The sequence below is a fragment of the Angelakisella massiliensis genome, from assembly GCF_900104675.1.
Taxonomy (GTDB): Bacteria; Bacillota; Clostridia; order Oscillospirales; family Ruminococcaceae; genus Angelakisella; species Angelakisella massiliensis.
Genome location: NZ_LT629945.1, coordinates 2072516 through 2086070, shown reverse-complemented (window position 1 = coordinate 2086070; position 13555 = coordinate 2072516). Strand labels below are relative to the sequence as shown.

General features: G+C 51.9%; 13 protein-coding genes. 2 read left to right on the top strand and 11 right to left on the bottom strand.

Going from position 1 to position 13555, the window contains the following annotated elements:
* Positions 1 to 481 precede the first annotated feature (481 nt).
* The 6 genes from BQ5383_RS15240 to fliD form a co-directional block, all read right to left on the bottom strand.
* Positions 482 to 1156, bottom strand: a complete 675-nt coding sequence (locus BQ5383_RS15240; protein ID WP_071433376.1) for a hypothetical protein — start codon at positions 1154 to 1156, stop codon at positions 482 to 484.
* A 64-nt stretch (positions 1157 to 1220) separates the two neighbouring features.
* Positions 1221 to 3101 carry a cell division protein FtsA gene (locus tag BQ5383_RS15235; RefSeq protein ID WP_071433374.1) on the bottom strand — a complete coding sequence of 627 codons (1881 nt, stop codon included), beginning with the start codon at positions 3099 to 3101 and terminating at the stop codon, positions 1221 to 1223.
* A 31-nt stretch (positions 3102 to 3132) separates the two neighbouring features.
* On the bottom strand, positions 3133 to 3858 hold the full coding sequence (locus BQ5383_RS15230) for a cell division ATP-binding protein FtsE (protein ID WP_071433372.1): 726 nt from the start codon (positions 3856 to 3858) through the stop codon (positions 3133 to 3135).
* Between the two features lie 188 nt (positions 3859 to 4046).
* On the bottom strand, positions 4047 to 4460 hold the full coding sequence (locus tag BQ5383_RS15225; protein ID WP_071433370.1) for a hypothetical protein: 414 nt from the start codon (positions 4458 to 4460) through the stop codon (positions 4047 to 4049).
* A gap of 14 nt (positions 4461 to 4474) precedes the next feature.
* Complete coding sequence (locus BQ5383_RS15220; RefSeq protein ID WP_071433368.1) at positions 4475 to 4852, bottom strand: flagellar export chaperone FliS; 378 nt, start codon at positions 4850 to 4852, stop codon at positions 4475 to 4477.
* 36 nt (positions 4853 to 4888) lie between these two features.
* Complete coding sequence (fliD, locus tag BQ5383_RS15215; RefSeq protein WP_083390007.1) at positions 4889 to 7417, bottom strand: flagellar filament capping protein FliD; 2529 nt, start codon at positions 7415 to 7417, stop codon at positions 4889 to 4891.
* Between the two features lie 233 nt (positions 7418 to 7650).
* Here fliD and BQ5383_RS15210 point away from each other — a divergent pair, with 233 nt between their 5' ends.
* Both BQ5383_RS15210 and BQ5383_RS15205 read left to right on the top strand, forming a co-directional pair.
* Positions 7651 to 8430 (top strand): ParA family protein, encoded by a 780-nt coding sequence (locus BQ5383_RS15210; protein ID WP_071433366.1) that lies wholly within the window; start codon positions 7651 to 7653, stop codon positions 8428 to 8430.
* Positions 8430 to 9233, top strand: a complete 804-nt coding sequence (locus BQ5383_RS15205) for a late competence development ComFB family protein (protein WP_071433364.1) — start codon at positions 8430 to 8432, stop codon at positions 9231 to 9233. The genes BQ5383_RS15210 and BQ5383_RS15205 overlap by 1 nt, the downstream gene beginning before the upstream one ends.
* A gap of 209 nt (positions 9234 to 9442) precedes the next feature.
* Here the strand turns inward: BQ5383_RS15205 and BQ5383_RS15200 are convergent, their stop codons facing one another.
* The 5 genes from BQ5383_RS15200 to BQ5383_RS15180 are packed head-to-tail and all read right to left on the bottom strand — an operon-like array spanning position 9443 to position 13549.
* Positions 9443 to 10744 (bottom strand): EAL and HDOD domain-containing protein, encoded by a 1302-nt coding sequence (locus tag BQ5383_RS15200; RefSeq protein WP_071433362.1) that lies wholly within the window; start codon positions 10742 to 10744, stop codon positions 9443 to 9445.
* Positions 10745 to 10758: 14 nt separating this feature from the next.
* A complete protein-coding gene (locus BQ5383_RS15195; RefSeq protein ID WP_071433360.1) occupies positions 10759 to 11685 on the bottom strand; it encodes a chemotaxis protein in 927 nt (308 codons plus the stop codon).
* Positions 11686 to 11720: 35 nt separating this feature from the next.
* Positions 11721 to 12206: a chemotaxis protein CheD gene (locus BQ5383_RS15190; protein WP_071433359.1), complete on the bottom strand. Its 486-nt coding sequence runs from the start codon at positions 12204 to 12206 to the stop codon at positions 11721 to 11723.
* A complete protein-coding gene (locus BQ5383_RS15185; RefSeq protein WP_071433357.1) occupies positions 12199 to 12819 on the bottom strand; it encodes a chemotaxis protein CheC in 621 nt (206 codons plus the stop codon). The genes BQ5383_RS15190 and BQ5383_RS15185 overlap by 8 nt, the downstream gene beginning before the upstream one ends.
* Positions 12820 to 12835: 16 nt before the next feature.
* On the bottom strand, positions 12836 to 13549 hold the full coding sequence (locus BQ5383_RS15180) for a flagellar hook-basal body protein (RefSeq protein ID WP_071433355.1): 714 nt from the start codon (positions 13547 to 13549) through the stop codon (positions 12836 to 12838).
* Between the last annotated feature and the right edge of the window lie 6 nt (positions 13550 to 13555).

Below are 13555 nucleotides of genomic sequence, written 5' to 3'. Positions count from 1 at the left end.
TTTTGAGCAGGTAATCAAACAGCCCTGGGATACACGCTGTTGTCTGGATATGCCTGCTGAGGGCAGCTCAAAAAAGCGATAGATAAACTAAAACACTCCCCCACAGTTCTTTTTCTGCGGAGAGTGTTTTTTCATTGTAATCATATCCTGTTTCTGGCTGGGACAAACTTACCGGCCAAGCTGGTTTGCATAAAAAAGGGAGGCTTTTAGAAGCAGTCAAAAAGGGCCAGCCATAAACAGAAGCTCTCTGAATAAAAGTATCCCGGTGTGATATTTTACCCTTTATCAACCGTGCATGATACATTAAAAAAGATTTTTACTGCTGTTTAAAGCATCAACCGATATCATACTTTTTTCCAAGCTGATACACACTAGGCAAAACCGAACCGGCGATGTGGATGAAATGTTTTTCCGTTCAGATTTTAAGAAAAAGCATTTCCAGCGCATCCACATCAGTCCGTTTTTAACCTTCAGCAATCCATCAGGAAGCACTCAGCTGGCGGATACTGTTTTCTTTCCGATCCAGTTGATACAGGTGCTGACCGTCCAGTGTCAGCAGATATGTACCGGAAATCGTGCGGGTGCTGCGGTCATATACATTCATCCGGAAGCTGGCCTGTCCATCCACCATCACATAGCCTTCATCAGCACAAATCACATAATCTTCCATACTCTCCCCCGGAAGATCCAGTTCCTGGGGAGAAGCCTTTTGTAACATATCCACCGCTTCCTCCATGGAGATGCTTTCCACTTTTGCCTGGGACACCTGCCCTTCACCTTTGGAAACCACAACCTCACAGGTATTTTCTGTCCACTGCAGATTCAGCTGGAAGATACCCTCTTCGCTTTCCAGGTTCTTGCCTATTAAAACTTCTCCTTCCGCTTGGGAGAAGTCCGGCGTTTCTTGGATCACTCCCTCCTGGTCGATTACCTGGCATCCATACTCCGTATCCATTACGTCCACATAAGTTTTCACTGCCTGCACACCAGATACAAGCTCTGTGTAGGTATAATTGGACACACCGGTTTCCTCGTCTGTCTGAGTGTCTGCGATCTTGCCCTGAAATTGTTCTTCTGTTGTGCCGAATGCGGGCAGCGTATCCTGTCCTACCTCATAAGTGGTAGGCAGCGGCTGAGCCCCGCATCCTGCCAACATCAAACCAACACCAATACCCAAGAAACACGGAAACGCTTTTTTATGAAACGATGATCTCATAGAGTCAATTCTCTCCTCTGTTATCATACCTGATTTCAACCCGGTCTCCCTGTTGAAGGACCTGACTGAAACTTCCCTCCCGGCCATTGACCTCAAGGCGCACCGGACGATCCAGATGCTGAAAATCAATACCGGAATACTCCAACAGATCCATCAGATAATAGGGACCTCCATCCGGTTTGCCGGGCAAAGTCAATGGATTACCATTAAAGACCAGGCTGCAAGCCGCGGGTTCCTTCATTACACCGACAGACGTATCCGCAGTTTGGGGATTTTCTTTCACCTGCGGAACAAAAGTGGTTGTCAACGGCTCGTCTGCACCCACTTCCTCCTCCGGCTGCAGCTCCACGCCGCCCTGGAAAACCTTTTGTCCATTTACACGCCGCATTACTTCGCCCGCCAATACCCGCCGGTCCTGACCAGCCTTGGCCGGAATAAACTCCACCTGATCTCCCGCATGTACCACCGTAGAGGAAGAAACCTCGCTGCCATTGATACGAAGCTGTGCAGGAACTGCCGGTTCCCCCGGAAAAACCATGCGTTTTCCATCCACGTTTAAAACCATGCTCCGTCCGTTCTTTCCCAACAGATCCCGATACCCATAACCGTTCATCATCAGCAGCTCCAGAACAGTCAGGGTTCCGTTACGAAACAGCTTGGCCGGTTTGCCATTGAGAAGGATCCGGTAACTGTCACTGATCAGTCCAAGTCCTGCAGAGATGGCGATACCCAAAGGAGTTGTGTATTCCGGGTCCTCCAGCTCCACTACATCGGAACAGGCGCTGGTTTTGAAATGGTTTCCCGACAGCGCCGCCCGACGGTCATTGATCCCAAGGGATTTTGCTACCCGTTCCCGCAGGCCCAGCAGTTTACTGCCTCCCCCTGCCAGGAAAAGAGCCGACGGCGGCCCGCCGTTGAGCTGCTGTATCCTGGCGGCGATCTCATCCGCCAGCCCCTGAACCGCGGCGTCAATGGAATCCATCAGTTCATCTGTTTCACACTGCTGCTGCTGCCCAAGAACATCTGTGAACACGACAGACCCGCCCTGTTCCAGCTGAAGCTTCATATCCTCGGCCGTGGTATAGTCCACCAGATAGGCCCTCATAATGGCTTCGGTGATTTCATCTCCCGCCACTGTGGCCATGGTGTAACCTACCACACCGCCATCCCGGCAGATGGCAATATCAGATGTGCCGGCCCCAATGTCCACCAGCGCCAAATTCAGCAGCCGAATATCCTTGGGGATTGCCGCGTTCAAAGCCGCGATAGGCTCCAGTGTCAGGCTGGCTACTTCCAACCCTGCTTTTGCCATCACCGCATACAGGCTGTCAATCACTTCACTGGGGAGAAAGGTGGCTACTACATCCACCTCCATATGCTTGCCGGTATGCCCCAGCAGGCTGCTCATGGGATAGCCATCCAAAGCAAGCCGGGTCACTGTATATCCTACCAAAAATAACCGCTGAGGCTCCCCTTCCAACGGCCGCAAGGCCTCCTCACCATTGGCCACAGCCGCTGCTTCCAGTTGTCCCAGGCGCTCTGTACCAATGGTCTCGGGCCGCTCCAGTTCCAGCTCCCCATGGCCATGCTCCATGCGAAGGGAACGCCCGGCAGCCGCTACACAAGCCTTGGTCAGCTTTCTTCCTGTTTTGGCCTCCAGCCGTGCGGTAACTTCCATCACCGCTGAAGCAACCTGAGCGATATCCTCAATCTGTCCATCCATCATGGAGCGCTTTTGGTGGGGTTGTTTGTCCACAGCAAGAATCCGGACACGCCCTTGATCCACTTCTCCCAGCATACCAATTACACTTCTGGTACCTATATCCAACGCGTAGATCGGCTCCTGAGGAGAAAAATTTTCCAATGGCGTCTCTGTTTTCAACATGGTATTCCTCCTTGCCCATTTCCAAACCAGTTCAGGAATCGGAACGCTTTGTGAGGCTGATGTCCCCATAGCGTCCTTTTTCCACATCTCCTACAATATGCCCGTCCATGAGGGTGATCACCCGCTTGCGGAGCATATTGACAAAGGCTTTTGCATGGGTTGCCATAATGACAGTTGTTCCCCGGTGATTCATCTCCTCCAGCAAATGAAAGACATCCCAGGTGGTATCCTCATCCAGATTTGCCGTCAGCTCATCCAGCACCAAAATAGCGGGACTGTTGATGATTGCCCCTGCCAGCTCAATTCTGCGGCATTCTCCCAGAGACAATTCCAGGGGATACCGCTCTTCCACACCGGAAAGACCTACCATTGCCAGCACTTTCTGCACTCTTTGCTGCACCGAACCTATCGCCCGGCCGTCTCTGACCATGGCAATGGCAGTCAGGTTCTCTTGTATCGTCCGTTGCTTGACCAGCTGGGAAAGCTGGGGGACCCTGCCAAAAAAACAATGCTTACGCTGCCAGATGCGTCTGGAAAATCCGTTCATGGGAGCCCCATTGAGGTACACCGTACCATAGTCCGGCGAAATCTCCCCGGAAATCAGCTTCAGCAGCGTGGTTTTTCCCGCCCCGCTGCTGCCTGTCACAAATACAAATTCCCCCTGCTTGACACTGAGATTAACGTCCTCAACAGCGGCAATTCTTTTTTTGTCCTGTTCATAATATTTGCTGACTGCTGCTAATTGTATCTCTGGCATATGCCGCTCCTTTTTCTCCTTAAACAGTGTGCCTCTCAAAGCTGTCAAAAAGATATCCTGGCCACTCTGTTTCCCTGCAGCGGGACGCACACTTCATGCCATCATAACACAGAAATCCCCTGCCCTATCATTGCCGGCAGGGGAATTTCCATGTTGCAGCGAATCATCCTTCCTGCGTGTGAGGCGGATCAAAGGTGTTTTCCTTGATCCGTTTCGGCATAGAAAGATTTGTCTCCACCTATCTTTATACTCAACTGGCGATCCAGTTTCAACACCCGATCCAGCAGATGCCGATTTTGATCCACCGCTTTTCTCAGGCTCTTGGTCATAGGCGTAGTTCCTTCGGCCTCGCCGGAAAGCAGCGCCCTCAATACACGTCCATCTTCTTCAGACAGTTTTCTCTGTATCTGCCGTCTCATATTCTGATATTCCCGAAGCTGATTGATGGGCTCCTGACGCATCCCCAGAAACATCCGTATGGAAACCTGATCCTGTCTTTGGATCGCCTCAGACAGTTCCTCTGTCAGTTCCATTACTTCAGAGAGGGCCTCATAGCGCTTTCTTTCTGTTGCCAAAGCTGCCGCAGCTACCTGCTCATCCATTTTTTATTCCCCTCTCAACGGACCGATACCGTGCTCTTTTCCGCTTGGCGGAAAGCATCCCGCAGCTCCGATACCATTGAAAGCACACGTTCCAGCTCTTCCTTATTTCGCCCTGCCTTTACCCGACTGAGCTCATAGCAGAAATATTCATACAACCGGTCCAGATTGGCACTGATGGGATAACTGTGGTCCAAGGTGTCGGATAAGTAGCGGATAATCGCCACCGCTCTGTCCACTGCCGCTTCAAACGTGCTGTAACGCTCCTGTCCCAGGTCCAGATCAGCCTGTTTGAGGCGCTTGACCAGCTCATCATAGAGCAGCAGCAGCAGTTCTCCCTGCGTCATGGTATTCAGCGAATCTTCACGGTAGCGCTGATAGCCTCGCATATCCATAAATTTTGCGGTCCTTTCTTTTGATCAGAGCTGTGCTCAGCCTGTAAGCCCAGCCAAAGCGGAGCTCTGGGAATTCATCTGATTGATCAGCATTTCCAGCTGGGTGAACTTATTGGTATAATAATCCACCTTATCAGACATCTTGCTCTGCCATTTTGAAATCTGGCTATCAATTTCCTCCATTTTGTTGAGCATCTCATTGTCCAGCGCGGCGGTGGGAGAATACTGAGAGCCGGCTTTTTCAATCAAAATGCCCTTGACCGCGCCGGTGGTAGCGGCGTAACGGTCTGTTACCTTTTGGATGGATGCCATCAGTCCATCGGTGGAAGAGCCATACTCTTTGCTCTTGGTAAAGGCATTTTTGACGCCGTCCAGATCGCTCTCCAAAGCCTGGCGAAGGGCCTCTTCATCCAGATTGATGGTAGTCAGGCCATCTTCATAGCTGGTTTCGATACCAATAGAACGCAGATACGAGCCATCGGATCCGCTGGGAACCACCGCGGAACGCAGAGCGCTGTAAAGGGAGGACAAATCCCGATCCATAAACAGGATGCCGGTTTTTGCTTTTTCCTCGTAAGCCTTGATTTCGCTTTCGCTCATATCAGCTTCATCTTCCGCTGTCAGCGGCTCATAGCCGGAGCCATTGGACTGCTGCAGGGGCATATCGGAATAAGCCTTCTTGACCTCGGTAACCATTGCGTTATAATCCTCAACCATCTGTTTGATGGCGTCCACAATGGTGTCCGTATCTGTCTTGCTGGAGAAGGTCACACTTTCATTTTCATCAATCAGATTGCCTTCTTCATTGACATTGAAAGTACCGTCCAGCGTAACGGTCAAACCATCCAGATCCACACTGTTCGTGCTGCGGGTATAGGTAGTGGTTTTGCCGTTGACCGTCGCCACAAAAACGGCATCCTGGCCGGAGGTATAGTTTTCGGATTGGATGACATCGCCATTCTCGTCCACTGTCGCCCCGAACAATTTCGCCGCCAGGTTTTCCGTTCCGTCCGCGGTCTGCTCACCAATGCGGATCTGCTGTGCCGCGCCGGTCTGTTTGGCCGTGAGAACAAACTCATTGGTCAGCTTGGAGTAGGTAACATTGACACCAGCGCTGGAATTGGAATTGATGTCATTGATAACGGTTTCCAGCGCGGTATCGTCCTGATAGGTGCCGATCTTGACACCATTGATCTCCACATCGTATTCATACCGGTAGCTGCCGTCATCATGGATGAGATAGCCATCCTTATCCACTTTATTGCCTGCTTCATCCAGATAGGTGCCGTCTTCCTGGAGGACCGGGCTGCCCTCGCCCTGAATCTTTCTTCCGCCGGTGCTTCCCAGCAGATCTCCCAGGCTTTTGCCCACATTCAGATAGGATGTAAGCTGATCATTGCCTTCACCGAAAAGGATCTCTCCCACTCCGGTTTCAGTGGAACGGATGGAGAAGGTATCACCCTCCTGTACCTTAAAAGCAAAGGAGTTGGGATCGGAAACCAGCTGTACCTCCACCCGGCTGCTGCCGTCCTCCTTCTTTCCAAAGGCGCCGTCTATGGCCTGCTGCACAGCATCCTTTGTGGCCTCGCTCCAGGTCTGTCCATTCTTTCTGGAGATTTCCCCCAAAGTAATGGTTTTTGTCTGGCCGTTGAGGGTGACAGAAAAGGTTTTTCCGGAAAGATATTCCGCCTTGGAAGCATAATGATCCGCCACTTCTACATCCGTTTTCATGGTGAATTCACTCTCTTGACCGGATACAGCGCTGGTAAGGTCAGACACCATACCGGCAAAATCCCCGCTGGCGCCCTTGATATATACACTGTCACCGCCGGAATCCTTGTTGCTCAGTGTTACAGTGCCGTCAGCGCTTACATTCACCCCAATCAGCTCCGAGGCGCTCACCTCGTCGCCATCCTGATTTTTCAGCTTCTGCTCAGACAATTTTTCTTCCAGCGCTTTCTGGAACTTAGCTGTATCCAGAGTGCCGTCGGCATTGGAAAAGTCCTCTGTCTCCCCAAAATCCAGAACAACGTTCTGATTTCCATAGGCAATAGCCAGCGAACCGCTCATTTTGCTCAGGGTCATGGGGGTACTCAGGTCCACATGATCGCCCTTGGCCACTGTACCCTGTGCTCCCAGCGAAACCGCTGAACTGCTGTAGCGGCTGGTTGTCGCCAACTGCTTGACGCCGTTGAGCACCACCTGACTGCTGCTTTTGCCGGAGGCAGTCACCAGGTCCGCGTACTTACCCTTGGGGGTAGTGATAACAGAATTATTGAAAAAGCTGGCACTGAACAGATTGGTGGTGGAATTATAAGACATATATTTTCTGGAAAACTCCACCAACTTATTGGAAATGCTCTGATAAGCATCCTGCTGCCACTGCAGTTTGGTGCGATCCTGCTGCAAACCGAGGATCTTCTGCTTGTAGCTTTCCACCATACCTTCGATCATGGACTCTGTATCCAAACCGCTGGCCAAACCGGATATGATATTGCTGTTGCGGCTGCCATAAATACTGCTGCTGGAAGAACTGCTGCCAAGCAGACTTGATATAGACGCCATTTTTCTTCACTCCTTACTGCGGCAACTCAAATGTTCCAAGACATCCATAGCGTTGATTGACAAAACATTCCGTTTTCAGTAAAATGATGATTGTTATTTGATCTGGTAGCCTTGCCTACTACCCTATTTGATATATCGTCCGTTCCGCCCGAAAATTAAGTGCCGGCAAGGCATTTTTATCTCAATACCTTTCCGGCATCAGCGGCGGCAAAGAAGAAGGGAGAATATAGGGTATGTCCTCTGCCATCATCGCAATTACCAATCAGAAAGGCGGCGTAGGTAAGACTACGACTGCCGCCGCTTTGTTATCCTGCCTGCATAAAAGAGGATTCCGTGTTCTGGGGGTGGATCTGGACCCCCAGGGCAGTTTGGGATTCAGTATGGGGCTGGATATTGAACATTGTCACACTCTTTATGACGTCTTTCGGGGCGATCTTGAACCTCAGCAGGTGCTTGCTCACACAGACATCTGTGACCTGCTGCCTTCCAATATTCTGCTTTCGGCGGCGGAACTGGAGTTTAACAAGCCCGGCCGGGAATTTTTACTGAAAACCGCCCTTTCAAAGCTGGAGGAAAACTATGATTTCATCATCATCGATACCCCCCCTGCCCTGAATATTCTCACTGTCAACGCCTATGTGGCTTCAGACAATTTGATTATTCCCATGGCGCCGGAGGTCCTCAGCCTGCTGGGCGTCTCCCAAATCAAGGAAACCGTCAAGAGCGTACGCAATTATTACAACTCCCGCCTGAAAGTCATGGGTATTCTTCTCAACCGCTTTAATCCCCGTCTGAACCTGAGCCAGGAGATGCTGGAGCTGGCGGAACAGATCGCTCAGCAGCTGCAGTCCAAGGTCTTCGTCAGCAAAATCCACAACAGTGTCGCGGCGGCAGAAGCGCCTGCCCACGGTTTGAGCGTGGTGGATTACGCTCCCCGCTCCAAGCCGGCACTGGATTTTGCGGCTTTGTGTGAAGAAATTACAGGGATCCAGGGCAAAGGGGAGATGAAATAATGGCAACCAAGAAAAGCGCCAAAACCAGCAAAACCGATCACGTTCTGCATCTGCTCTCTTCCCCTGACGAGGAACCATCACCGGCTGTTTCTCAGCGGGAAAACTCTGCTCCCACACCGGTACAGCCCGTTCCCGCTCCGGTACAGTCACAGCTTTCCCCTCCTATTCTGGAAGTTGCCCGCACCAATAACGAAGCGGTGGAAGGGAAAATCCACGACGCTCTGGAGCAGGCTTTGATGCAGGAGCTGGAGCAGCAGCCTCCCAAGCCGGCGGAAACGGCCGCCCCCGTTGTCCCTGCCGCTCCCACTGAGGAGGACCTTCCACCCGCTGTACCCCTGCCCAATACGAATACTCCGGAGCCCTCTGCTTCTGATCTGTCAGATGCCTCCGCTTGCGATACTGATACCGTTCCTCCCTCCCCCACCGATGAGGAAGCATTGTCTCCTCAAATCACCGGGGATCTGTCCGATTCTTCTGCTGCTTCCACACCGCCCCGCATGGAGTGGGAAATTTCTCTTGCTGACGGAGCCCGTTTCATCAATGTGATGCCTATACTGGTGGAAGAAAAGCTGGAGCGGTATGTAAAGCTGTTCCATCTTTGCAATTGTCCCCGCTGCCTGGCCGACGCTATGGCTTTGGCCCTTTCAAGGCTGCCTGCCAAATATGTCGTGCTGTCTGAAGGCGCCTGTGCTCCCATGATGAATCTGTACCGGGCAAAGTACGAGTCTACCGTAACCGCACAGGTTATTTTCGCCTGCAAGGAGGTTTTGGAACATCCCCGCCACCAGCTGGATGACCATTGACACCCACAGCCTCCCGGAAAGGATGTTTTGTCGTCCCCAATGGTTTTTTGCTATTGATGGGATGAGGGCATAAAACAAATATTTTCTCCAAAATACAACGCCTGCCATGACCACTGCTGATCATGACAGGCGTTTGTTTGTACTGCAACAGACATTTTCCGGTATCAGCCGCACTGTGATTCAGCGTCGCCGCTGCCCGAAAATCCGTTTTATTTGTTCATCTGAAGCTGTTTGCTCAGTTCTGGGGCAGCTGTCTGGTTGGGATTGGGCCGGGTAATTTCATTCCAGATCCGGTTCACTTCCTCCATGCAGTTGAAGTAAAGACTGGTAAGAAGATTGGTTGGAATACCCAACTCCCCTGCCAGCTGATCGATCCGGCTCCAATCCGCCCGCTCATAGCTGATGGCCAGGTCATAAAGCATTCCGCACCGGCCCTTGTGCTCCAGCAAAGCGTCTTTGATCTCCTGACGCAGAGGGATCTGGGCAAGAATTTCGTCCAGCGGAGCATCTATGAGGTAATTGAGGGTAGAAAACATACCCATCAGATAGGCGTCCGGCTTGGAGATGGGCATCTGCTGGGCATAGTTCATCAGGCTGCTGCAAAAATTGGCCCGCATAAAGGACAGGCGCAGGAACTCTTCCGCCCCTTCCTCAATGGGATTCTCCGCATTGCTGGCGCTGAGAAGATATGCCCACTGCCGCAGCTCACTCAAGCCCATGATCACAATGGACTGACGGACCGAAGTCACTTCCCGGCGAGCGGCAAAATAGCAGGAGTTCACCATCTTCAGCAGTCCATAAGTAAGGGTGGCATCCACTGAAATGATCTGCTCGATCTCCACCACATCCGGCTCCTCCTGGGTGATGGCCATCAACAGCCGGAAGAAATTGCTCTGAAGATATCCGCTGCTGTGAGCCTTTGTGGTCAGCTTTGCCGCCACATAGGGGCCTTCCATAGCGTCCACACCCAGCTTGATGGCCTTCTGATACAGATCCTCCCGATCAATATCAATGGCGATGCACTGCTTGCTCATGCTGTGGGCAATGTCCACAATGTTTTTCAGCGTCACCATGGGTGTGCTCTTCAGGTTCAGCTTGATATAGTCAATGCTGTCCAGCAGCGCCAGATACCGGGGGGCAAACTGGAACTCATTGACCGCTACCCGATACCCTTCCTTTACATACTGCTGCACCAAATGCATTGCCAGAGGATGAATGATCACACTGTCATCGATCTGGATCACCAGCTCATTTTTGTCGAAGAGCCTGGGGGTCTTTTTCATCAGCAGTGTGGTGGTAAAGGTCATAAAATTCAGCGAACCACGAAGAAGCTTATCGGTGTTCTGGGTCAAAAAGCTGTAAATGGTGTCCGCGGCGGCAAAGTCGTTGGAAGCCGGCACGGCGTTTTTGTCATCACCAAAGGCTGTGTTTTCACCATGGTACTGAATCTCATAACCGATGATCTTACTGTCCCGATCCTTGATAGGCTGGCGAACAATATACTTGCTCATGCAACGCTCCCCCTTTATTTCTCCGCGGCGCTCCGCTCCAGAAGTTCATCCACCACTTTGATCAAATGGCCGATCTCCGGCTTGCTCAACTGCTCGTCAGCGCCCAACTGCTTTCCCTTGATCCGCATCTCATCAGTAATCAGCGAGGAGAATATGATCAGCGGTATCTTTTTAAAGTTGGGGCTGGATTTGATCAGCTTGGTCAGACGATGTCCATCCATCTGCGGCATCTCCAGGTCGGTGATCACCAGGGACACGTTGGGCCTGGGATCCTCCTCCTCTTTCCACTGCTGCAGCGCATCCCAAAGCTCCTGGCCATTGGCAAACATCTTCAGATTGGTATACCCCGCCTTGGTCAGCGCCTGCTTGATCATGGTGGAAAGCAGAATGGAATCCTCCGCTATCCAGATGGGGTGGGTATCCCGGGACCGCTCTCCCAGGGCCTCCACCTCCGACATCTGAATGGTGGTCTGCGGCGCGATCTCCGCAACGATCCGCTCAAAGTCCAGAATCGTCACCAGATGCCCTTCACACTGTGCAATTCCGGTAGCTACTCCATCAGGTCCGCCGGAAACGGTTCGATCAGGCTTCTGGATATCCTGCCAGGAGATCCGGCAGATCCCTACCACTGTATGTACCCGGAAGGCAATGAGGGTTTTGTTGAAGTAGGTGATAATAAACAGATCCTTGGGCTTCTTCTCCGTTGGATGCCCGGTAAGATATTCCGGCAGATCGACCACGGTGATCACCGCGTCCCTGGGCTTGAAAATTCCCTCTACCGCCGGATGGGAATGGGGCATAAAATGTACCGGTGCAGACATCATGATTTCCCGCACCTTTGCCACGTTGATCCCGTACAGGCTGCCGTCAATGGTAAACTGCAAAATCTCGATCTCATTGGTGCCTGATTCCAGCAAGATCCCCTTTTTTTCCTGTTCCATGATGTATGTCCCCCGCTTTCTTCTCCCTTTTCTTTTTACAGGATGGATTCCGGCTTGCCGTAGCTGTGAATGTAGCCTTGCCCTGTAGCCGCGTCAAAGCGCAGGGTTCTGGCCACCGTTCCTCCCACATCTTCCTTGAGCAGGCGGATTCCCTCCCGTTTGAGGTTGAGATGAACGCTTTCAATGTTCCGCTGTCCGATATTGCCCAGGCTCCCGCCCCCGGGAATCTCAAACATTTTGGCGCCTCCGGCAATTTTTGCCACGATCCGGATCCGTTTTGCTCCCCAGCTTTCCATCTGCTTGAGGGTTTCCCGGATACCAGTGTCAGCATATTTCATCGGAGATTTGCGCCCGGTCTCCATGTTCAGCGGCAGCATGATATGAACCAATGCCGCCAGCTTGATGGCAGGATCATACAGACAGATCCCAATGCAGGACCCCAGAGCGTAGGTGACCAGTTCGCCGCTGCCCTGGATAATTTTCATGTCCGCGATGCCCACCACAACCTTATTGCTATTCATCCAATACCCCCAAACGCTTGAGCAAAAAATTGAGGGAACGGATGTCGGGAGAAAGAAGGATCCGGCAAGGCATGGTATGTCCTTCACAGATCAGCTCCGCTCCGATGGCCATAATATAATCAGACTGACCGCCAAACTCCGCCATAGGCACAGCGATAATAGCCCCCTGCATATCAACCGCGAAAGCCGGCACCGACAGCTTGATGGTCATATTGGTCAGGCCGGACAGAGCGTTGATAAAAGCGGAAATCATGATATTCCCCACTTCCACCAGTGCGGAAATATCCAGCTCATCAAGCTGATCATATTCTCCGATCTGATGGCCCACCATCCGCTGCAGGGCCACATTGACAAACTCCATTTTCTGAACCGCCAGCATGATGCCGCCGATTTCCCCTTCCACCCGTGCCAAAACACCGGCTGTAACCGTTTCCGGGCCGCCGATCCACTCAATGGCTTCGTTATAGCCCATGATTCGAACCTCCGGCGTTTCCATGTGGACGGTGCATCCCAGCATAGAAGAAAGGGCGGTGGCGGCATTGCCGGTGCCGATGCTGCCAATCTCTCTGAGGGTATCCAGCTCCAGGCCGTTGAGTTCACTATAATCTTTCATCTTTGCGTCCCGCCTTTTAAGTGGTCAGATTGTTGATGGTGGTCTCCACCTCATCGGCGGTGGTTACCATCCGCAAGGCATAGGTGTAGGCTCTCTGAGCTTCAATAACCTTTCCCAGCTCCGCAGCCAGATCTGTATTGGAGGATTCCAGATATCCCTGCAATACAGTAATATCCTCCGCCTCAATATCCCCATTCTTCTTGGAAGCCACAAAACGGCTGCTGTCTACATGCTGCAGGCCATCCTGATACTGGATGGTGAATACCCCAACCGGCTGAAGCTTCTTCGGATCGGTCACCTTGATGGGTTCCTCATCCGCGTCCAGCACCAAACGGCCCTGGCCGTCACTGAGATACCAGCCGTCCCCATCATCTCCATCAAAGGAGGCGAGGGTAAAGGACCCATCCCTGGTATAGGAAATTTCCTCGGTATCCGGATCATACAGGGCAAAAAAGCCTTCCCCTTCAATGGCATAATCCAGGTTTCTTCCTGTTTGAGTCAGCCCCACAGAGCTGAAATCCGTGGCGGTGGAAGCCATCAAGGTACCGCTGCCCTTGGGAAGACGCTCCCCATCCACACCATCTACCATATCATACATCAGTGCCTGAAAGGAAGGCTTTTCCGCTTTGAATCCATAAGTGTTGACATTGGCAATATTGTTTCCGTGAACATCCATCTGCTTCATTTGCTGAGAAGCCCCTGTCACAGCACTGTAAAATCCCTGAATCATCCTGAT